Consider the following 22242-nt stretch of genomic DNA (forward strand, 5'->3'; position numbering starts at 1 on the left):
CAATTGAAATTGCCATAGCCTATTATTCTTAAATAAATAAGCTATGGCGATTATTTTGCTCAATTTTAGAAGCTACACCTGAACCAATTATCGTGCAAGATGTTTTTCAACTTTACGGGTGGCCATTTCTGCGGCCTCCATGATCATTTCACCTAATGTTGGGTGAGGATGAATCGTCATTGCTAAATCTTCGACTGTTGCACCAATTTCAATAGAGAGAGAAAGTTCTGATATAAGAGTAGAAGCTTCTGCACCTACGATTTGTGCTCCTAAAATAAGGCCAGATTCGGCATGGGCTACAATCTTCACAAATCCTTCTGATTCTTTTAATGCCAGTGCTCGACCATTAATAGAGAACATTGTTTTTCCAATGACAGTCGGAATGGATTGTTGCTTGCAATCTGTTTCGCTCAATCCGACACTCGCCAATTCTGGGCTGGAAAACACAACAAGTGGAATCGCTTTATAATCGATCATCGAAGGTTTCCCAGCGATTGCCTCTGCTGCCACCTTCGCTTCATAGGAAGCTTTATGAGCTAGAGCAGGACCTTTGGTGATATCACCAATCGCATATATGTGCGGGATGGATGTTCTGCATTGTTCATCAACTTCAATCAGTCCGTGAGGGGTAATGGACAACCCGATAGAATCAAGACCTAATGAACCATCAGTATTCGGTTTTCTTCCGACAGTAATCAGTGCATATTCCGCTTTCACCGTGTAGCTTTCTTTCTGTCGCTCGTAATGAAGATCAATTCCGCTCATATGCTGCTCAGCATTTTTGACATTTGCTCCTGTAATCACGGTGATGTGATCTTCTTTCAGTTGCCGAATAACAGGCGAGACAAGTTCACTTTCAAAGCCAGGCAATATTTGATTGCCTCCTTCTAAAATGGTGACTTCTGCTCCAAATCTTGCAAACATCTGTCCTAGTTCAACCCCAATATAACCACCCCCAACTACGACAAGGCTTTTTGGAATGTTAGGAAGAGATAGTGCTTCAGTGGAAGACAATATACGACCTCCGAAAGGGAGTGATCTCATTTCAATTGGACGGGAACCAGTTGCTAGTATTAGGTGTTTGAAATTGATTCGCTTTTCACCTTTTTCGGCATGTTGAATCATCGCTGTATGCTGATCGATCAAGCTTGCCTCTCCTTCCAGAATGGTAACTCCTGCTGACTTTAGCAAAAATTGAACGCCTCCAGCTTGTTTTTTCACAACAGCTTTTTTGAACGCTTGAGCTTCCTTGAAAGAGCCGCCTTCTTGAAAAACCCCCCATTGTGTGCGGAGTTTGAACCGCTCTGCTTCTGCTATTAGCGCTTTAGAAGGGATACAGCCTACATGGGTGCATACTCCACCTAATTGATCACGCTCTACAATCGCTGTTTTCATGCCGAGATGAGCTGAACGTAATGCCGCCACGTAGCCTCCCGGACCTGATCCGATTACTAAAGTATCTACTGTTTCTAAATGAATCATTTCTTGCACCTCCGTCTTAAAATATGATGACCATAATATATTATATCCATCATATTTTGATGAAGTCAATCCCATCTAAGTGAGGAAAAATGAATTTCAGTCAATTTGACACACGAAAATATGATGATTATAATATTTTGATAAATACACTTAGAAAGAGTTAAAGTGAAGGAGGGGAGTAAGAAAATGCCTTATCCGAAAGGTCATAAGTCAAAAGTGAGAGAGCAAATCATTGCAAGTGCTGCACGAGCATTTCGAACAAATGGCGTTCGTAATATCAGTTTGCCATTCATTATGAAAGGGGCAGGTCTAACTCATGGAGGGTTTTACGCTCATTTTAAGAACAAGGATCAGTTGGTAATAGAGGCTTTTCATTTTGCTATTACTGATACGATAAAGTTGCTGCAAAGTGTTGCAGATAAGAAAGCAGACCAGTCTCGAATTCAGACGATCATTGAATTCTATTTAAGTTCCGTTCACCGTGATCAGACGGAGGTAGGCTGTATACTGCCTGCACTAGCAGGGGAGATTTCTCAATTATCGCAAGAGGTACGGAAAGCCTATACGGATGAATTGAAACGGTTTATGATGTTTATAGCTGATGCAGAAAACATAGATCTCTCTAAGAGTTACGCACTAGTAAGCAGCATGATTGGTACAATTGCTCTTGCACGAGCGGTCAATGATTCGCAGTTCAGCGATCAATTGTTATTGGCAGGCAGAACACAGGCAAAGTATATTCTAAAAACATAGGAGATGTTGCGATGTTGATTAGAGAAGCAAGCATAGAAGATTATCCACAATTAAGAAAAATCTATTTAGAATCCCGCCGTCAGAGCTTTCACTGGCTTCATACTGAAGAAATCAATCTGCAAGACTTTGATCAGGATACACAGGAAGAGCAAATTTTCATAGCTGAGGAAAACAACAAAATCCTCGGATTCATCTCACTCTATGTACCAGATCGTTTTATTCACCTCTTGTTTGTACATCCCGAAGCTGCTGGTCAAGGAGCTGGCGACTTGCTTCTCAAACATGCTATAAAAGTGCTCGGAACACCGGTCACCCTCAAATGTGTCTCTGACAATCACAAGGCTTTGGCTTTTTATCAAAAAAGAGGCTGGAAGGCTGTTGTAGAAGAAGGTGAGCCAGGGGAGAGATACTGGGTGCTTGTTTATGATGGAACGTAAAGAGAGTCTTCATTTTTCGTATCCATTTTTATAGCTTTACTTTATTGAGCTATTGCTTTTTCGGTTGATAAGTGTTTGATTTTCATAGAGACTGTAAAACACAAAGCAATAGAATCATTCAATATCATGAGCTCCACTTCCTTTTTTGTACTTTTGCAAGATATGTTCCGAGAAAAATTTGCACAAAAAGAACTAGAGGTGAATCATATGACAAGTTATGAGTCAAAAGATGTTTTAAAGCAAGCAATCATGAAGACGTACAATCAATACGATGAAGAATTTGATATGATTCCAGAAGAAATGAAAGATGATCGAATAGAGGATGTGAGCCGAACTCCTGCAGAAAATTTGGCTTATCAAGTTGGTTGGACAACCCTGCTGCTTCAATGGGAGCAAGACGAAACTGAAGGAAAGGTTGTCCATACGCCAGCAGAAGGTTATAAATGGAACCAGCTTGGCGCGTTATATTCTCTTTTTAATGAGAAGTATGCTTGTCAATCACTAGTCGCATTAAGAGCTCAGCTCAAACAGAATGTGTTAACTATTTGTAATATGTTAGATCGTATGAGTGAGGAAGAAGTGTTTGAACCTCATCAACGAAAATGGGCGGATGGCGCTACAGCAAAGGCAGTTTGGCCAGTTTATAAATTTATTCATGTGAATACCGTAGCCCCTTTTAAAAATTTCCGTACTCAAATTCGTAAATGGAAACGATTAAAACAAGGATGACGTGGAGGATATACTAGATACATATATTTCGTAAGACCTGATATTTTCATCATATTTCAGAGAGTACAGAGGGATTGATTCGAGTTCAGTTATCCTCCTTCTCAAAATCTCAAAATTATGATCACTCACATGGCTTCTTTCAAGAAGCTTTTTTTATTCATTTGCGGTTTCTTTTCGATGCCGGATGATTTACAAAATGATAATATATGTCGTTATAGGGAAAAAGAGGAAGTGGTAAGGTCTGATGGAGAAAGTTCTTTCTTCTCACGTCGGCTTGAAAATCAATGAATGGTATTATCATATTCAACGATTTAACGTACCGGACGCCGAAGCATATAAAGAGGAAATCAAATCAATGCTTGATCATATGGAAGAAAATCAAGATTTATTATTGTATTTCTCACTCATGGAATTCAGACATAAATTAATGCTTGATTACTTGAATCCTTTAGAAAATGGGGAAGAGCGGGCGAACTTTAGGGAACTCGCAATGAAGATCAAAAGGGATCAAGAAAAATTAACAGGATTGCTCGAGTATTACTTTAATTTTTTCTACGGCATGTACGAATTTGAAAACTATGAATACCTAAATGCGATTACCTTCTATAAGCGGGCAGAAAAAAAGCTGTCTCTTGTCAGCGACGATATTGAACGTGCCGAGTTCAATTACAAGATGGCAGAAATCTATTACCACATGAAACAAACCCACATGTCGATGCACCATATCGCACAGGCGATAGAATGTTACCGAGAAAAAGATACATACACAGTCAGAGAAATTCAATGTTCTTTTGTCATTGGATTAAACTATATCGATATGGGCTGCCCCGAAAAAGCCATACCCCATTTTCAGCACGCACTACAAAAAGCCGCCGACAACTCAACAAAACGATTAAAAGGATCAGCACTTTATAATTTAGGATTGAGTTATTTTCATAACAATGATCTTTCAACCGCAATTAAATATTTTAATGAATCTATTCATTCGTTTAAAGAACAGGGATATGAGCACTTAAATAAAATTCTTGATCCGCTGGTCATGTTGACAAAATCATATTTTAAAAATGAGCAGAGTGATTTAGGTTTATATGCACTAAACTATGGAATAGAATTAGCTGAAAAATTAAAAGATGATATTTTTATCAATACTTTCGTTATGTTGAGATCACTTTATATTGATAACAATGTAAATCGCATAGCAGAGTCAATGGCTTATTTGGAATCAAAGTCTCTTTTTGCAAATCTTGAAGATTTAGCGAAAGATGCAGTGAAGCATTATAATAAAGCAGGAGATATAGCACGCTCAAACGAATTTTATTGAGAAGATTCTATATTTCCAACACCAAATTAAAAGGGGAGACTGTCTTTATGAAATTTAAGTCAGTAGCAACCGTATTAATAATTGTCAGTTTGTTATGTGCTTTTAGTTATGCTTCATCAAACGATATCCATAATGAAGCCCAGAGAGGACATACATCAAGTATTGGTTATTTTGCTTAAACTGATTGTAATAATTTCAATAGCAAAGCGGGGGTTATAATTGTAATACAAAAATATCCTTAAATAAGAAAAAGATGTTGACTAAGAATAATTTCCCACTTATAATCTATTTGAACCATAATTTGAGATAATAGGAGATGAAGAAAAAAATGAAAAAAATTCTTGCAGGAGTCTTAGCACTTAGCTTAATAGTTGGTATCGGTGGAATAGCACAAGCAAAGAACTATAATTTTTCAAGAGTTTTACCTAAGCTTCAAAACTGGGGAGATGTAGCGAAAGGTGTAAAAAGCACCAGTAAAAAAGCTAGCATTAACTTCTCTGTAATCGCAAAGGATTATAAGATAAATGTAGGTCATTGGAAAGGTGATACACAAGTTTCAGCAAAAGCATACGATCTTAAAAAAAATGACAGACGTTATTTTACTGTTGATTCTAGTGCGGAAAAAAAGACGATTAAAGCAGGAGCACAAACGTCTAATTGGACGATACATGGTGTGGAAGTTTCAGGAAAGTGGAATCCGGATTATAAATAATTTTAAAAACAATACGACGATATCGTCGTATTGTTTTTAATAATTAAGAGGGAGAAATCTATGTGTGAATTAAGGAAGCTTATAAAAAATAAGTTATTATATATTGTATTGTTTATATCAATTTGTATTGTTTTGGTAAATGCAATTATTGGCTCCATACAATATAATACGGAATACGATCTGTATAATCGATTATATAGTAAATTTCCAGATGCTCTTGCAATGATATCACCGCATCAATATTGGATGGGCCTATCAGATTCATTTTTTTCTTCATTTTTTTATTTCATATTTCCTTTACTTATAGGTTTACCAATTGTTGATTCCATCTTTAGAGAAAAGAGTTCTGGGAATGTAGAATATATCCTAACAAAAGAAAGTAGACTAAGATATTATAGTAGGAAATTTATATTTACATATTTTTCAGGGGTTATTTTGTTTGCATTCCCGTTACTTATAGGAATATTAATTTCTAATCTGGTTAATGGACAATGGGATTTTTCAGCATATACGGATGTGTATAAGAAAGTAATGAATGGAACGGCTTCCTTTGCTGATAATGTATTTGACGGACAGAAAAAAGAAATGTTCTCTGATTTACTAGCTAAATCTCCTTATCTATATATTTGCATATATTACTTAATAGCTGCATTATATGCAGGAATGTATGCTTGTTTTGGATTAGCGATTTCTTTGTTTTTAAAAAACAGATATATTGTGCTTCTTTCTCCTTTAATGCTCTATCTAGGATTCTGGCTTTTATGTAGTTTAATAGGAAAAGTATCTATCGATCCATTTAATTTCTTAGATCCAAGACAACCAGTACACAATCTATCATATTCTTCTTTTTATATTAATTTTATTATTGGAATGTTGACAATAGTGATCATTTATATATTAGGAGTGAAAAAAAATTCTGACACAATTTAAGTATGTTTTTATAGATTTAAAAAGGGATTTATTGAAGTTATTAATTTTTATGAGTGTGCTTCTTTTCATATTAAGTATATCTGTAACTCCAATATCCTCATACGGACTTGCGAAATTTTCTAATTTTATAGAAATACTTACTTTTTTTAGATATGATTTTATGTTTGGACCAATTTTTCTTTTCTTACTGGTAATGTCTAAATCATATCAATTGAACGCTTGGATAATTTTGAGAAGGTTTTCTTCTAGGAAAGAAATTATTTCTTTTAAAATTACAACAGTTATCGTCTATTCGTTTTTATATACTCTTTTAATAAGTACATGGGCAATTATTGTTACTAAGATGGCTAGTTATCTACACTTCAAAGGAATAAGTTACACAGCTTTGTTAAATTATATTCCTTCAGTAGAAAGCGACAATATCTTTAGTGGGGTTTTCTTTTTTATCATATTTTTTCTTATGACGCAATTAATTGGAGTGGTGTATGTTTTTTTTCAAGAGCTAATTAATAATAAGTCACTAGTTACTCTTTTTTGTATTTTTTTAATGATAATAGATAGAACACTAACGGGCTTTGTCTCATTTTATTTTGTGTATGGTTATAAACAAGCTCCTTTTCAATCTGTCTTAGAGCTTTCAGCCCTCATCTTTATATTTTTCTTATTAACAAGATGGGTGTCTACTTCATCGGACTTTGGGAGTCTCAATTAAATGAAAATACTAAAGCTTGAATATTTCAGACTGAAAAATACCATACTTAGAAGTTTAGTCATTGTACTAGTATTACATGCTATAAATACAATGATTTTCATCAAAAATATTAAGGGTTTGGAAAGCTCTAAAGACTTCTTCACTTTACTTTTTAGTTCTTCAAATGGAACTTTTATTAGTTGGATGTATTGGTTGTCATTTTCTGTAGGATATATTATTTTTCTTCAAATGCTTTGGAAAAATCCTTTATATATGTTTGAAATGCAAATGATTCTAAGGTTACGTCAGTGGAGAACTCTGTGGATAGCTAGATTTATTATTGGTTTATTATTTACCTTTTATTATGTGATAACTGCACTCAGCATTGCTATAATTTTATTTAGTTTTCTTCATGTAAGCATTCAATTTAATATGGGCTGGATTTTTATTTTTATCTATATCACTATAAATTTATTCTTGCATGGAACCATATGGTTAGTGTTGAAAAATCACTTAAATGTTGAAGTGGCTAACATTTGTGTGCTGGGTATGTTTTTTGCTGGTATTAAAATAGAAAATAAATATATTCCCTTATACTATGGTATGTATGAACATGTCCAAGGACAATCGCTTTTTATTCTTCTTGAACTTACAATCATTGCATGTCTCATGACATATGTTGTATATCATTCTAACAAAACCGATTATTTATAAAAGGAGCTTTATCATGTCTATAATTGAATTGAATGCAGTTACGAAAGTAATTAGAAAGCAAACTGTATTGGAAGATATTAATTTGTCATTAGCAAAAGGAAAAATCATTGGCTTTGTTGGTCATAATGGATCTGGAAAAACGATGCTTTTTCGAGTGATAGCTGGTTTGGTGAAACCAAGTGCTGGTGAGGTTATAGTATCTGATCAAATTTTGCATAAACAAATTTCGTTTCCTAAAAGTATTAGCGTGCTTTTAGAGAAACCCGCTTTTTTAGAACAATACAGTGGTTTTGATAATCTCAAGTTTCTTGCTGATATACAAAAGAGAATAGATGATCAACAAATTAGGCAGGTAATTGAAAGTGTTGGACTGAATCCTGATGATAAAAGAAGTGTTAAAACATATTCGTTAGGTATGAAACAAAAATTAGCAATTGCTCAAGCTATTATGGAAAAGCCAGACATTATCTTATTAGATGAACCGATGAATGGACTGGACGAAGATTCAGTGAAAAATGTATATCATTTGATTAAAGCAGAAAATGAAAGAGGTGCAACTGTTTTATTAACTTCTCACCATAAAAAAGATATAGAGGAACTATGTCATATTGTTTATAAAATGAATTCTGGAAAAATACAAACTACAGATTAATGTCTTTTATATAATAACCAATTTTAGAAAGAAAATCATAATTTATTCTCTCAGACTCTAGAGAAACCCCGCCTTTACTTTAAGTAAAAGTGGGGTTTTCCTTATTTTATAAAATAGATCAGTTCGCATATGATTAATAGAATCCTGTTAATCTGAGTTTTCTAGATTCATGGCAGCTAAGGTTAAGCCTCATCTTTTGAAAGTCTTTTCAATGCATGAAAGATTGTCAAACGTATACCCGTCTCTCTTTATGCATAGATATTTTTAGTCTTGCTAAATATGACGGTGATACTGTTTAGTGTTATTTTCACTGAGAATACAGCTGTTCAGTGTCTTATTATATGTTCCGATGAGTAAGATGTTGTTCTATTAGATTGTCGCCTATCTCAATGATAAATCTTCATAAAAAACAAGTGTGGAATTGAAAAAAAGATTGGAATCTTGCTAACGAGAAAATATGTATTTTCCAACATACATTGAAAATTCTTTTTAATATCCTGCTGTATTATATTTTAAAGGATGTTACCGTTGGATGTAAGGAATGATTGGCCAATCTTCCAATAAGAGTTGGAGGGGAATCATGAATTACAAAATTGAAATAGTAAGCAATATGAAGATGGTGTATATGAGGAATATAGGACCATATGCCAACAAAGAAAATGTAGAGATGATGAAGAGATTTAAACAATGGATCAATCAACATCAATTAAATGATGAATTAAAGGAATTTGGTATATATGGTGTTCCTCAAGATGATCCTGGTAAAATTCCACCAGAAAAATGCAGATACGACCTCATGTTGATGACAAATAGAGATTTCTCAAAAGATCAAATGGTTCAGACTGGACATGTTGAAGGGGGAAAGTATGCTGTGTTTACAGTGACACATACAATCGAAAAAGTGAATTTGTTTTGGAGCCAATTGCCTCAAATGATCCAAAACAATCAATTGAACATGCGTCAGGCATCTATTATGGAGAGATATAGAGAAGAAGAAGGCGTGTGTGAGTTCTTACTACCTATCTTTTAAACACTTGAACGAAATTCAATGAGAAAGCAGACCTTTATGGTCTGTTTTTCTTCCTATCAGATTTATATTCTTAAATCATCTTGCTTCAAATGCTATACTATGGCTAAACCATTCATGAAGGGTCATGATAGGAGGAGCATTGTGTGATATTCAACATAGGTATTGTCATTGCTTTTATGATTGCTATTTTAGGCTTTACTGTTTTCATAGATGTAGGAAATGGATTGGGACCGGCTCTCAGCATCATCGGAGGACTGGTCATTTTATTCATAGCCGGTAGATGTCAAAGACGAAAAGAACAGAATGATCCAAACATTTTATTTGACAAAATGATGATGCTTTTTCACGAAGATGGGTTTCAAGCACCTACCTATATCTTTTCAGAGCAAGTTGATAAGGGCTTTGCGATTGATGATGAGTTAAAGAAAATGCGTTTTATTGAACATCAGCCTGGCGGGTCAACTAGAAAAAATAGATTTGCAGTCACAGATATTTCCTTGAAAGATTTGAAACAAGTTGAGATGTTAGAAGATGGTGTGCCGATTGATGATGTAGCGGAGAGTGATGATAAAGAAGAGGTCTCGACGCTTGAATTAAGGTTCACAATGAATGACCAAGAATTACACGCGATGACAATCAACTTCCTGCAATTTGATGTGCCTGTTCGTAAGAGCAATGCTCAATATTTAACTGAACGGGAAAATTTGCAGGAGATTTATCATGATATTGATGCAATGATGAAATCTGCGGATGAAATTGAATATCATCGCTCATAGAGAAGAAATCACAGTTGATGTGGTTTCTTTTTTTATGTGCAACAAGACAAAGCAGGTCCAGTCATTGTAGTTGAATGTTTTTCTCAAAAATGAATAAAGATAGACTAGACGCAAAAGCGAACATGGAGATAGAAAGAACGCTCATGTGATGAGGAGGAAAAATAAATGAAAAAGCTATGCAGGGAAGTCTGGATCGAAGTTAATCTTGATGCGATTAAAAGAAATATCGAAGCCATTCAAGCGCATATTCCGAGGAAAAGTAAGATCATGGCTGTCGTGAAGGCGAATGCTTATGGCCACGGTTCAGTGGAGGTAGCCCGGCAGGCACTGGAAAGCGGTGCGACGGAGCTCGCAGTTGCTAGCTTGGAGGAAGGCATTGTGCTGCGAAGAGCAAAAATTGAAGCACCGATTTTGGTTCTTGGATTTACCCCGCTCGACTGTGTGAAAAGGGCTGCGGCCTGGAGAATTGATCTATCTGGCCTTCGTGAAGACTGGATTGTTGAAGCAAATGAGATCTTAGCGGAAGAAGAAAGTCAGCGCCGGCTTGGGATACATGTCAATGTCGACACAGGGATGGGGCGATTAGGTGTACGGACAAAGGAAGAGCTGTTAGGAGTGGTGGAGGCACTTGAAAAGAGTGAAAACCTTAGATGGGACGGGATTTTTACGCATTTTTCCACTGCAGATGAGCCTGACCCTGATTTTACGCAGCTGCAGCACAGCATTTTTATTGATTTTCTTCGGTTTTTGAAAAAACGAGGAATTAAGCTGCCGACCGTACATATGAACAATACAGCGGCTGCCATCGTGTTTCCTGAATTTAGCGCTGATATGATTCGTCTGGGTATCGGGCTATATGGACTGTATCCCTCGCAATACATTGAAAGCTTAGACGCTGTTCAGCTAGAGCCCGCTCTCAGTTTAAAAGCAAGGATTGCGTTCGTAAAGGAAATGGTGACAAAGCCAAGGACCGTCAGCTATGGGGCAACCTATGTGGCAAAGCCTGATGAAGTGATTGCGACCATACCGATCGGTTATGCAGATGGGTACTCACGTGCTTTATCAAATCGGGGATTTATGCTTTTCCGCGGAAAACGAATGCCGATTGCTGGCCGAGTCACGATGGATATGACGATGATCAGTTTAGGAGAAATGAAAGCAAAGCAAGGCGAGGAAGTCGTCATATACGGTCGTCAAAAAGGCGGAGAAATTTCTGTCGATGAAATTGCTGAAATGCTCAATACAATCAACTACGAAGTCATCGCTACTTTAAGCCGACGTGTGCCGAGGTTTTATCGTCGAGGCGGGAAGATTATTAAAATATCAACGCCGGTGATGTATGTGTGAGGATTTTATTATAAAAAGTTTATTTAAAAACCATTAAATTGTAAACTTTACAAATATTAGATCGATAAAAGGAGGGAATATAATGATGTGGAGGAAGAAAAATGAAAAAGAAATTTTTACTATTTATCATGGTACTTCTTTTAACAAGTACTCTTAGTCCATTTAAAGCAGATGCAGAAACAAAATCAACTGGATGGACAAAACGAGCTGATTTACCAGAAGAACGTATTAATGCCGGTGTAGGAGTGGTAGATGGAAAGATTTATTTATTTGGTGGCGCAAGTGAAAAAAATAAGTTAAATAATCAAACATTTATGTATGACCCTAAGAAAGATGTTTGGGAAGAAAAAACGAGCATGCTGACAAATAGAACAGGCGGTACATATGCTACAGTAGGTAAGAAAATATATCTAATAGGTGGAATAAACGAAGAAACAAAAACAGCTTATAACACGATTGATATATATGATACAGAACTTGATCAGTGGGCTGAAGAACCGATTCAAATTCCAAGAGACCCTGTATTTTCAACTTATGACAAAGGAACTTTGTACGCAGTTGCAGTGAAAGAGAATATATATATTGTATCTTCAAAAAACTCTTATAAGAATAATGTCTATCAATATAATACAGCCTCTGGTGAATGGAAGAGCTTGAACTCATCGGCTTTACCATCTCGAAATGGGAGAGCCATTTCTGCAATTGACGGCAAAATATATGTTGCAGGCGGCGAAAATTTGATTGGACATAGTAGAGAAAAATCTTTGTTCCAGTATGATATTTCAACAGATAAATGGAGTAAATTAAAAGATAGTGACTTAACTTCAACTGTATTTGAACCGGCCTACGAAGCAAATAATGGGGAATTCTTCGTTATTGGTGGACAACGGACTGGTGATCGTTCAAGTGAAATGTTGAATATCGTTCAAATTTTCAATCCGAAAGATGGTCAATTTAAAAATTCAGCGTATGATTTGCCAGAAGGTAGAGTATCAGCTGTGGCAGCAATTGTTGATGACCAATTGTATGTCATTGGCGGACGTGACTACTCGAATAGCATGAGAAACCTCTCTGTAAAAAGTGATTACAAATCAGTGATTTCTATTCCATTAAGCGAGTTGCAAATAACTGAAGATGAAGCAAAGCCAGATGATGGCACAACCGAAGAACCAAAAGATCAGGACGGAACAAAGCCAGGTGATGGCACAAACGAAGAACCGAAAGATCAGGACGGAACAAAGCCAGGTGATGGCACAAACGAAGAACCGAAAGATCAGGACGGAACAAAGCCAGGTGATGGCACAAACGAAGAACCAAAAGATCAGGACGGAACAAAGCCAGGTGAAGAAGTAACAAAAGGTATACTTTCAATTACCATGATAAACGGGTTGGAAAAGGATTATTTGCTTTCAATGAAAGAAATCAACGATTTTCTAAACTGGTATAAAGAGAGAAGTTTTGGAATTGGGATGAACTTCTATGAAATCAATGATGAACACAATAAAGGGCCTTTCACAAGTAAGAAAGATTACCTCGTCTACCAAAATATCTTAATGTTTGATATCAAACAATACTGATATTCATAGAATTTGTAGAGCTGCTGATGATAGATCAGCAGCTCTTGTTTTTATAGAATTGTCAAAGTTAGGATCAACGTCATGAAAAAATGCGATATTTTTTTAAAAATCTGCTAAACATCCTATAACCACGTCCGATAATAGAATTGTCAGGGTTGATAAGCCCTAGAATAAAGGACTTTTTTCAGACAAGGACGTCTGTCAGGTCCCACATACATGGAGGTAATAGGAAATGAGAATTAACCACAATATCGCAGCACTTAACACATTGAACCGTTTGTCTGCAAACAACGCTTCAAGCCAAAAGAACATGGAGAAACTTTCTTCTGGTCTTAAAATCAACCGTGCAGGAGATGACGCAGCAGGTCTTGCAATCTCTGAAAAAATGCGTGGACAAATCCGCGGATTAGAAATGGCAACTAAAAACGCACAAGACGGTATCTCACTTATCCAAATCGCTGAAGGTGCATTGACTGAAACTCACTCAATCCTTCAACGTGTACGTGAATTAGTGGTTCAAGCTGGAAACACTGGTACACAAGACGATACAGACCTTGGTGCAATTCAAGAAGAGATCAAGGCGCTTGTTGAAGAAATTGGCAATGGAGCAGACAAAAATGGTATTTCTGATCGTACAGAATTCAACGGTAAAAAATTACTTGATGGTTCTTTCAGTTCAACTGGAACAGATTCTTTAACTTTCCAAATTGGAGCTAACGGAGCTCAACAATTATCAGTTAACATTGAAGCAATGTCTGCTGACAAACTTGGTGCAACTCTACCCGATGGTACTTTAGTAGCGAACCAAGCTGTAAAAGATATTGATGTTACAAAATTTGCAGCAAACGCAGCTGATGTAGCTGATGTTGGTTTTGATGCACAATTAGGAATTGTTGATGGAGCAATCAAACAAGTATCTACTCAACGTTCTAAACTAGGTGCGGTCCAAAACCGTCTAGAGCACACAATCAACAACCTTGGTGCTTCTGGTGAAAACTTAACAGCTGCTGAGTCTCGTATCCGTGACGTTGACATGGCGAAAGAAATGAGTGAGTTCACAAAGAACAACATTCTTTCTCAAGCGTCTCAAGCAATGCTTGCACAAGCGAACCAACAGCCACAAAACGTACTTCAATTGCTACGTTAATGACAGGCCCCTTTATGGGGCTTTTTTTTATGCTTTTTTCTTCGCATTTTCTACAGTCTTATGATTCTTAAATCCCTCTGTTAAATCATGATAAATGACCTTTAATTTTGGCATACTCTAGCGAAACGATCATAGTGAATGAGACTTAATCCTTATTTATCCCTTTTTTGTTAAACATATTCCATTAAAGTTCGATAAATGGATTGTAAGGCTTACAAAAAAATTCTAATTGAGAACTTTTGGACATGGATGTCTAATTGGTTCAAACACATGGAGGTCATTTAATATGAGAATTAACCACAATATCGCAGCACTTAACACACTGAACCGTTTGTCTGCAAACAATGGAGCAGGACAAAAGAACATGGAGAAGCTTTCTTCTGGTCTTAAAATTAACCGTGCAGGAGATGATGCAGCAGGTCTAGCAATCTCTGAAAAAATGCGTGGTCAGATCCGCGGATTAGAAATGGCGACGAAAAATGCTCAAGACGGTATCTCTCTTATTCAAACAGCTGAGGGTGCATTGACTGAAACTCACTCAATCCTTCAACGTGTACGTGAACTAGTCGTTCAAGCTGGAAACACTGGTACACAAGATGAAACAGACCTTGGTGCAATTCAAGAGGAAATTGATGCACTAGTTCAGGAAATTGGGAACGGTACAGATAAGAACGGTATTTCTGACCGTACTGAATTCAACGGAAAGAAACTTCTTGATGGAACTTTTGCTGCTGAACCAGAAGACGGAGAACCGAAAAAACTTACTTTCCAAATTGGAGCTAACGGTGCGCAGCAATTGTCAGTTCATATTGAAGCAATGTCTGCTGATAAACTTGGAGTTGAGGATAAAACCGTTTCTACTATTAAAGTAACTGATTTCGCCGAAATTGCAGCAGATGAAGAAGGTGGATTTAACGATCAATTAGCAATCATTGATGGAGCGATCAAACAAGTTTCAGACCAGCGTTCTAAACTTGGTGCGGTCCAAAACCGCCTAGAGCACACAATCAACAACCTTGGTGCTTCTGCTGAAAACTTAACAGCTGCTGAGTCACGTATTCGTGACGTTGACATGGCGAAAGAAATGAGTGAGTTCACAAAGAACAACATTCTTTCTCAAGCATCTCAAGCAATGTTAGCTCAAGCAAACCAACAGCCGCAAAACGTACTTCAATTATTACGTTAATGAAAAAGCCCCTCTAAGGGGCTTTTTTTGTTTCAATCGAATGACAGCAAGTGCTGTAAACTAAAGTCAGGAACCGCTTCATGGAAAAAAGCTCGATTGTCTTCATCATTCTCTTGATCCCACTGACTCCACCATTCAGCAATTTCTCCAGAAGCGTCGGCTTGAATCATGTCATGCAGTTGTTCTAAGTTGATGATCTCTCTCGGTTCGGTTAAGAAAGAGTGCATCCGGTGATACGCTTCAAGACGTTCAGGCTGTTTTGTTACTATGGTGTATTGTACGTAGCGATTTAAAAATCCTTGTATGAACGTCAAATGGGGAATGGTTGTTTCTCCTTTTAATTTGACGCCTTCCCACGCCATATCAGCAATCGCACAAAGCCACCAGCCAAGTTCATTGGCATGCTGCATTTGTTGTAATGTGTCCTTTTCAAATGATAGCTGCTCCTTTTTTTGTGCTTGTTTGAGCATACGCTCAAGAGTTTGTGCTTCGAGTGCGGCCTTTGTCATTCCTTGCCCATGAATGGGATCTAATGTACACAAGGCATCGCCCATCACCAATAATCCACTCGGCCAATCGTGCATTTGTTCATAGTGATGTCTCACGCAAGAAGGGACTCTAAATCCTTTTGGATTTGTATAGGGCGTTAAATGGGTGATGGCTTCTGCTATCGCTGGATGGGTAAGGGCAGCGGTTTCTGCATCAAATTGATCAGCATCTGTTGTTGGATAATGTGAACCGCCAGCTGCAGAGAGAAGAACAGCCACTAAATCATGATCTACCCGTTCAAACAGCCCTGTTGGGATTTTTTGATGAGGCTGTCCAACTACGACCATTGATTGCAGGTTTGGTGCCTCTGGTAGTATCTGGTAGTATCTTGTGCTGTAGCCAAGAGAGACGCTTAACTCATCTGTCTGTGGCAAGCACAGCCCTGCGTCTTTCAGCCATTTTGGTAATTTAGACATTCTTCCAGACGTATCGATCACTAAGTCTGCTTTTATTTGATAAATATTTCCTGGCTTTATATGCCGATCTTTCACGATGAGTCCTACGACTCGATTCGTTCTTTCCTCAAACTGAAGCGAGATCGCTTCATGTTTTTCTAGAAAATGAACACGTTCCTCACTTAACATTCTTTGCATCAGCACCCACTCTAGCATGGCACGTCTTGTGACAGCTGTTTCTTCTGTATCGGTGAGCACTAATTCACCATCTTTTGTGATAAATCGAGATGTTTGATGCAATGTATTAAACCCGCCCATTGCCAGTAACTCTTTTGTATAACCAGGAAATAGACGTTCGAATATTTGCTTGCCAAGTGGAAGCATTCTATGTGGGTGAAAGGCTTGAGGAGTGCCGAGACGATTCTCGGGAGAATCTGGCAATTCGTCCTTTTCAATGATAAATACCTGATGATAAAACGTTGATAAAACCTTTGCAGCGAGCATTCCGGTGATACCGCCGCCAATGACGATCGCCTGCTCATATTTCATGGGTTGTGTCACAACATGCGCCTCCAATGAATAAGTAAAATGGTTACATGACCATTTCATCATATGTTGATTCGTTAATTATAGCAAATTTACGTTTGAATATAGAAAGGAAATGTCCTACTTTTTACTCGTAAATATGAAGAATTTCTTCAAACATCATCATTATTTTTAAGAAACAACTACTAATTTAAGAAGAACGACCGATAAACTTTATAAGGGGGTAGAGAAATTGGATATACTACAGAGCATTGTAACTGCAGCACCTTATATCATGCAGATTTTAAAAAATGAAGTGACGCTGGGTGTCACTGATCGAGAGAAATTTTTGCTTTATTTGCCATCGAAAGATCTTGATTTTCAAATTCGGGCTGGTGAATTCATTAAACCAGATGATCTGAATTTGAAAAAAGCGCTGAGAGGTGAGATATCAAATATATCTTTGCCTGAATCGGTGTATGGAACGCCATTAAATTCAATGTGTATGCCTATTTTAGATGAAAACCAACAAGCAATTGGTGCACTCGCTTTAGGTTTTCCCCTTAAAAATCAATTAGAGCTTGAAGCGTATATGGAGTCATTAAGTGACATCATTCAAAGTATTCAAGAAAAGGTGCATGTGGTAGCGGCGCATTCAGAGGAGCTTTCAGCGACGAGTGAGGAAATGACCTTACAAACGCAGCAAACACTTGAAAGCTCGAAAAAAACATCCGATATTACAAAAATGATTAAAGGGATTTCGAAACAAACGAGTTTGCTAGGATTGAATGCTTCAATTGAAGCAGCCAGAGCAGGAAAAGAGGGAGCTGGCTTTAGTGTTGTAGCAAATGAGGTTCAAAAGCTTTCAAGTGAAACCTCACGTGCAACAGAAAACATTGAAAACTCATTACAAGGGATTTCGTCCAATATACATACATTACTTGAGAGTATGGATCATATGAAAGGTTCATCATCAGAACAGGCTTTACTTGTCACAGAGTTTAGTGAAATTGTCGATCGATTGACGACGGTTAGTAAGGATATGAAGAAATTCATGCAAACCGTCATGTCAACGTAAAAAACGAATCCAAGAGGATTCGTTTTTTGTATGTCGTTATTTTCTCTTGTTCTGATCAAAGCGATAATCATACGTGTCGCCTTTCACCACATTTAAAAATTCATGTCCAATTTGAACAAGCTGTCCGTTTTTCCACTGGATGAGAGGGTCTTTATCAGGGTATTTCCAGTAAATCGTTTTCTTGCGGTGGCTCAGTTTGTTTTCAATTTCTGCTCTGACTGCGTTTTCCTTTAGCTTTCCTCCGCTATGCTGATAGGTGTTGATGATATACATTCCGTCAGGTGATGACATCGAGCGGATGAATGTTCCGTGAGACACGCCTTGAAGAGAGAAGCATTTCCAATAAATAATGCCAGCGAAGCTAAGGAGTAAGATGATCAGAGTGAGGGTGGTTTTCTTTTTTAACATGATTTCCTCCAGATGTAGATCACAATATTTCTAATTTATGAGAGAGAATACAAAAAGATTCATATAGTCCAAAAGTTCTATTCGTTTCAATTATCGGTCATTTTTTCTCAAAATTCAACAGAATGGCGTAAATGTAAGGAAGATTTAAGGAAGAATTCAAGTGGTATATTTGTTTCGAAACCTCTTTACAAAAGTATGAGGGATCAGTAGACTTATGCTCATATAAAGAAATGGAGCAGATGACATGAGGCAAATGATCGATACGTATCAAAGTTATGAAGAGCTTTCCGCTCATGAAAGAAAAGGGATTGATTATCAAATTCTTCACGAGCGGAAAGGTGACCAGCTTCTGGTTTTGTCGCCTCATGCCGGAGGAATTGAATCAGGCGTGAGTGAGCTCATTCATGAAATATCTAGTGACTATTCTATGTATTTATTTGAAGGCCTTAAAGTAAAAGGCAATCATGTTCTTCATATTACAAGCACACGCTTTGATGAGCCGCTTTGCCTTTCACAGGTGCATACCCATCATTATACGTTTGCACTTCATGGTTACGGAGAAACAGAGGTGCTTCAAACGTTAGTGGGGGGTACGGACAGAGAAAGAGCGGCAGAAACTGTGAAGCGTTTAACGCTAAATGGCTTTCACGCATTGCTGCTAGCCGAATCTGATCGTTTTTCTGGAACGCATCCTGATAATATCAATAACAAATGTTTGACAGGAAAAAGTGTACAACTTGAAATTAGTCAGGCGCAAAGAAGAGCATTCTTTCAAGACTTTAGGCGTCGATACCGGCGAGATACACAAACTGAACAATTTTATCGGTACACAAATGTACTCAAACAAGTATTAGCCCTTTATGAATAAACTTCTATCGTTTTTATGTCCGATTATTTACGTTTGATAAACGGCTTCTTTTTCTGCGACTCTTTCTGCTTTCATTAAATAAGACGTAAACTCCTGTTGAAAGCGAATACCTGCTTTTCGCTGTTCGAATAAGGCAACCCGTTTTTCAGCAAAAGCCCAAGTGACGTGAAACGTTTGAGCAATATGCAAAATGGCTTGCTGCCGAAGGGTTGGAAGCTTCATTTTCAGCAGCATAAAGGTTGGCACACAAAAGTGGTACATGAATTGTTTTGCCTGAAACTCCTGTAGTTCTCGAAAGAGTTTGTTCATTTTGAAATGATTGCCTGTATGCTTTAGCACATGACAAAGCTCGTGGGCAAAATCCTGCCACTGTTCTTCAGGTGATAGGGATCTGTTTAAGATAATACTGTAAAGACCTTGATGCTGGATCATCATGCTGCCAGTCTCTTCGTAATGGACCCATACACGAAATTCAGAAGCGATCCTTTGCAACTCTCTATAAGCAGGACCGCTTATTTGCAATTGATCATATAAACGCTTAATATCTTCTTCTAAATGGGTTAAAAAACCAGTCATTTGAAAACCTCCATACAAACGTATGTTCTATTTTTGGCGTAAAAGAAAAGTCCATAAAGGACTAAATAGCTAAATGAGCTATTACTTACTTTTTATATCGGCGTATTTTTAACAATTTTAACATAAAATCAAGGAAAAATGGAATTAATTCCTGTTTTTTTCTGTATTTTTGCACTTCTCACTAATAAAAAGAGTGAATTGAATTCAAATTTTACCATAGTTTTTCATGAAAACAAACAAGTATTGTCTTACGAACGCCACCGATTGATGAGAAAGATCAATTCAATCTAGCAAAAGGGAGTGCAGTAGATGGTACAAATTTATCAAGATTTTATTCCAGTTGGAAACGGGAACCGCCCAGGATATGCGATGACACCGGAGTATGTAACGGTGCATAACACAGCAAACACGTCAAAGGGAGCGGATGCGAAAAGTCATGCGGCCTATGTAAAAAGCCCAACGACTGAGGTGAGCTGGCACTTTACAGTGGATGATCATGAAATCTTTCAGCATCTGCCATTAAATGAAAATGGCTGGCATGCAGGGGATGGTCATGGGAATGGTAACCGGAAGTCGATCGGAATTGAAATTTGTGAGAATGTAGATGGGAATTTTCAGCAAGCGGTCAAACATGCACAATGGCTCATTCAAAAGCTGTTAAAAGAACATCACATTCCGCTAACAAACGTGGTCACACATCAGTACTGGTCTGGAAAAGCATGTCCACGCCAGCTTCTATCTACTTGGGATGAATTTAAAAAAGGGATTGGAACGGCAGAAGATCCGGAGACGGTCATCACGTATGTCGTGAAAAGCGGGGATACGTTAACGAGTATTGCGAAAGCTCATGGGGTCACAGTTCAGGATTTACAGAAGTGGAATGACATTAGCGATCCGAATAAGATTCAAATTGGACAGGTTCTCAAAATTTATCGTAACGATGCAAAGAGTTTGTATGAGCTGCCAAATGGGGTTTTAAAGGTGACTTCTCCATTGACAAAGGGAGAGCACGTACGCCTAGTCCAGCAGGCGCTTGCTGCTGTTTATTTTTATCCTGATAAAGCAGCTGCAAATAAAGGAATAGACGGAGTTTACGGAGAAAAAACGGCGAACGCCGTAGCGCGTTTTCAGCTGGTAAATGGTCTGACAAGTGATGGGGTATACGGACCTAAAACGAAGGAAAAGCTTCTGAAGCTGTTAAGTAAGTGAGTGTTTCTGTTTGTATGATTGGATGACTGCTTCACTTTGCTCATTTAATCGACGCAAATAAGGCGACGACTTATATTCAGCAAACTGAACATATCTCAATTGTTTGATTTTCTTTTTCATTTATTGGCACCTCAATCGTTGCAGCGTATAGATTATTGTATGCAAGTCTATGTGAAAATGGAAGCAGGACGCGGATTTTGTTCCGCGTCCTTTAGTGTAATCAAGCCCTTTTATTTTTATACTCACCCAAGAGCTGTTCGTTCTTTTTAAAAATACGCTCAGTATGGGGGCTTACCTTGTAATCCGCCATACTAATATGTTGCTTTTTCTTTAAAATCTTAAAAGGGTTTTTCTTGCGATTGTTGTTATCCCCTTGAAGTGCGTGGTCCATCTTCATCACCTTCCTCTTCGTCAGGCAAGATTAGATCATAAATTGTTGTAAGTGACGTCATTAATAAATAGTCGAACTCAGTGACAATGTCATCAGAGGTGAGCTTAATGACGAAGTGATCATCTGCTACAGAAAACGGGATGAGCACCAATTTGCCGAAATCATCGTAATAGACTTCCTGCCTGTCAAGCTTCGCCTGAATAAGAGCTCGCTGGTCAAGTGTCCGCAGCAGGTCATCTTTTTGTTCCTGCGTATCGTATGGACAAAGAACTGCTTGAATATTCATTTTGTCGGCAAAAGAATAAATGAGCCGTTCAATTCCCTCTATATATGCCTCTACACTTCCATAATATACATGAATCGGTTCATTTTTCAATAGGTATTGGTACGTTTTTAGCTTATTGAGGTAAGAATGAAGTAGATCGTTATTTTGTTCTAGGAGTTGATGGGTGTCGGTTTCCAGTTCGTGATTTCCGAGTTTTTTAATATAGGAGCTGAGAAAGATGAATGCATCGGTTAATGCAAAAAAAACGGCAATAATCAAGTAGTGCATCCAATCGGTGAAGATTGAAGAAGGGTCATTTGTCCAGTACACAACAGCACCAGCTACATAAATCCAATACCACGTTTTGCGAATGGCAAACATCTTTTCTTTTACTTTTTGTTCAAAGCGCCATACGGCAAATACATATACAGCAAGAGCACCTAGCAATAACCACACGGTCAATTGAAAAAATAATAGCATGTTCTTCTCTCCCA

Annotated in this window: 23 protein-coding genes and 1 pseudogene; 17 read left to right on the forward strand and 7 right to left on the reverse strand. The window is 37.5% G+C overall.

Annotation, left to right across the window (positions count from 1 at the left end):
• Positions 1-87: 87 nt before the first annotated feature.
• Positions 88-1482: a dihydrolipoyl dehydrogenase gene (gene lpdA / locus CKW02_RS06060; protein WP_003210987.1), complete on the reverse strand. Its 1395-nt coding sequence runs from the start codon at positions 1480-1482 to the stop codon at positions 88-90.
• A 186-nt stretch (positions 1483-1668) separates the two neighbouring features.
• Between lpdA and CKW02_RS06065 the strand changes: the two genes are divergently transcribed.
• The 14 genes and pseudogenes from CKW02_RS06065 to hag (CKW02_RS06135) all read left to right on the forward strand — a co-directional run bounded on the left by CKW02_RS06065 (position 1669) and on the right by hag (CKW02_RS06135) (position 15484).
• Entirely contained in the window at positions 1669-2235 is a 567-nt protein-coding gene (locus tag CKW02_RS06065; protein WP_003210799.1) for a TetR/AcrR family transcriptional regulator, read from the forward strand.
• A gap of 11 nt (positions 2236-2246) precedes the next feature.
• Positions 2247-2672 (forward strand): GNAT family N-acetyltransferase, encoded by a 426-nt coding sequence (locus tag CKW02_RS06070; RefSeq protein WP_003212002.1) that lies wholly within the window; start codon positions 2247-2249, stop codon positions 2670-2672.
• A 207-nt stretch (positions 2673-2879) separates the two neighbouring features.
• Positions 2880-3401, forward strand: coding sequence for a ClbS/DfsB family four-helix bundle protein (locus CKW02_RS06075; RefSeq protein ID WP_003211335.1), 522 nt, complete (start codon positions 2880-2882; stop codon positions 3399-3401).
• 244 nt (positions 3402-3645) lie between these two features.
• Positions 3646-4780, forward strand: a pseudogene (locus tag CKW02_RS06080) (response regulator aspartate phosphatase).
• A 270-nt stretch (positions 4781-5050) separates the two neighbouring features.
• Positions 5051-5434: a hypothetical protein gene (locus CKW02_RS06085; RefSeq protein WP_034619986.1), complete on the forward strand. Its 384-nt coding sequence runs from the start codon at positions 5051-5053 to the stop codon at positions 5432-5434.
• 60 nt (positions 5435-5494) lie between these two features.
• On the forward strand, positions 5495-6364 hold the full coding sequence (locus CKW02_RS06090) for an ABC transporter permease (RefSeq protein ID WP_003212047.1): 870 nt from the start codon (positions 5495-5497) through the stop codon (positions 6362-6364).
• 712 nt (positions 6365-7076) lie between these two features.
• Positions 7077-7769: a hypothetical protein gene (locus CKW02_RS06100; RefSeq protein WP_003212437.1), complete on the forward strand. Its 693-nt coding sequence runs from the start codon at positions 7077-7079 to the stop codon at positions 7767-7769.
• Positions 7770-7782: 13 nt separating this feature from the next.
• The gene (locus tag CKW02_RS06105; protein ID WP_003212193.1) at positions 7783-8421 is read left to right on the forward strand and encodes an ABC transporter ATP-binding protein; all 639 of its coding nucleotides are present in this window, start codon (positions 7783-7785) and stop codon (positions 8419-8421) included.
• A gap of 580 nt (positions 8422-9001) precedes the next feature.
• Positions 9002-9451 (forward strand): AraC family transcriptional regulator, encoded by a 450-nt coding sequence (locus CKW02_RS06110; RefSeq protein WP_003211184.1) that lies wholly within the window; start codon positions 9002-9004, stop codon positions 9449-9451.
• Positions 9452-9594: 143 nt separating this feature from the next.
• The gene (locus tag CKW02_RS06115; RefSeq protein ID WP_003210965.1) at positions 9595-10227 is read left to right on the forward strand and encodes a hypothetical protein; all 633 of its coding nucleotides are present in this window, start codon (positions 9595-9597) and stop codon (positions 10225-10227) included.
• A gap of 165 nt (positions 10228-10392) precedes the next feature.
• Entirely contained in the window at positions 10393-11574 is a 1182-nt protein-coding gene (gene alr, locus CKW02_RS06120) for an alanine racemase (RefSeq protein ID WP_003211809.1), read from the forward strand.
• A 101-nt stretch (positions 11575-11675) separates the two neighbouring features.
• Entirely contained in the window at positions 11676-13151 is a 1476-nt protein-coding gene (locus tag CKW02_RS06125; RefSeq protein WP_003212036.1) for a Kelch repeat-containing protein, read from the forward strand.
• Between the two features lie 232 nt (positions 13152-13383).
• On the forward strand, positions 13384-14298 hold the full coding sequence (gene hag / locus CKW02_RS06130) for a flagellin Hag (protein WP_003211799.1): 915 nt from the start codon (positions 13384-13386) through the stop codon (positions 14296-14298).
• Positions 14299-14584: 286 nt separating this feature from the next.
• Positions 14585-15484 (forward strand): flagellin Hag, encoded by a 900-nt coding sequence (gene hag, locus CKW02_RS06135; protein WP_003211802.1) that lies wholly within the window; start codon positions 14585-14587, stop codon positions 15482-15484.
• A 32-nt stretch (positions 15485-15516) separates the two neighbouring features.
• Here hag (CKW02_RS06135) and CKW02_RS06140 read toward each other — a convergent pair whose 3' ends face one another.
• Positions 15517-16989 carry an FAD-dependent oxidoreductase gene (locus tag CKW02_RS06140; RefSeq protein ID WP_003212317.1) on the reverse strand — a complete coding sequence of 491 codons (1473 nt, stop codon included), beginning with the start codon at positions 16987-16989 and terminating at the stop codon, positions 15517-15519.
• A gap of 217 nt (positions 16990-17206) precedes the next feature.
• On the opposite strand from CKW02_RS06140, the gene CKW02_RS06145 reads away from it, so the two are divergent.
• On the forward strand, positions 17207-18031 hold the full coding sequence (locus CKW02_RS06145) for a methyl-accepting chemotaxis protein (RefSeq protein WP_003210860.1): 825 nt from the start codon (positions 17207-17209) through the stop codon (positions 18029-18031).
• A gap of 36 nt (positions 18032-18067) precedes the next feature.
• Here the strand turns inward: CKW02_RS06145 and CKW02_RS06150 are convergent, their stop codons facing one another.
• Positions 18068-18439: a DUF5412 domain-containing protein gene (locus CKW02_RS06150; protein ID WP_003212231.1), complete on the reverse strand. Its 372-nt coding sequence runs from the start codon at positions 18437-18439 to the stop codon at positions 18068-18070.
• A 244-nt stretch (positions 18440-18683) separates the two neighbouring features.
• Here CKW02_RS06150 and CKW02_RS06155 point away from each other — a divergent pair, with 244 nt between their 5' ends.
• A complete protein-coding gene (locus CKW02_RS06155; protein WP_003210818.1) occupies positions 18684-19307 on the forward strand; it encodes a poly-gamma-glutamate hydrolase family protein in 624 nt (207 codons plus the stop codon).
• Positions 19308-19334: 27 nt separating this feature from the next.
• Here CKW02_RS06155 and CKW02_RS06160 read toward each other — a convergent pair whose 3' ends face one another.
• On the reverse strand, positions 19335-19883 hold the full coding sequence (locus CKW02_RS06160) for an ImmA/IrrE family metallo-endopeptidase (RefSeq protein ID WP_003212529.1): 549 nt from the start codon (positions 19881-19883) through the stop codon (positions 19335-19337).
• 309 nt (positions 19884-20192) lie between these two features.
• Here CKW02_RS06160 and CKW02_RS06165 point away from each other — a divergent pair, with 309 nt between their 5' ends.
• On the forward strand, positions 20193-21092 hold the full coding sequence (locus CKW02_RS06165) for an N-acetylmuramoyl-L-alanine amidase (RefSeq protein WP_003211687.1): 900 nt from the start codon (positions 20193-20195) through the stop codon (positions 21090-21092).
• On the opposite strand, the gene CKW02_RS20570 is transcribed toward CKW02_RS06165, so the two are convergent.
• From CKW02_RS20570 to CKW02_RS06175, 3 genes are all read right to left on the reverse strand, one after another.
• Complete coding sequence (locus CKW02_RS20570) at positions 21081-21212, reverse strand: hypothetical protein (protein WP_003211956.1); 132 nt, start codon at positions 21210-21212, stop codon at positions 21081-21083. The two genes, CKW02_RS06165 and CKW02_RS20570, sit on opposite strands and share 12 nt — an antisense overlap.
• A gap of 100 nt (positions 21213-21312) precedes the next feature.
• Entirely contained in the window at positions 21313-21483 is a 171-nt protein-coding gene (locus tag CKW02_RS06170; protein ID WP_034620052.1) for a type II toxin-antitoxin system SpoIISB family antitoxin, read from the reverse strand.
• Positions 21458-22228 (reverse strand): type II toxin-antitoxin system SpoIISA family toxin, encoded by a 771-nt coding sequence (locus tag CKW02_RS06175; protein WP_003211137.1) that lies wholly within the window; start codon positions 22226-22228, stop codon positions 21458-21460. The genes CKW02_RS06170 and CKW02_RS06175 overlap by 26 nt, the downstream gene beginning before the upstream one ends.
• Positions 22229-22242: the final 14 nt, after the last annotated feature.

This window comes from Bacillus pumilus (assembly GCF_900186955.1).
Taxonomy (GTDB): domain Bacteria; phylum Bacillota; class Bacilli; order Bacillales; family Bacillaceae; genus Bacillus; species Bacillus pumilus.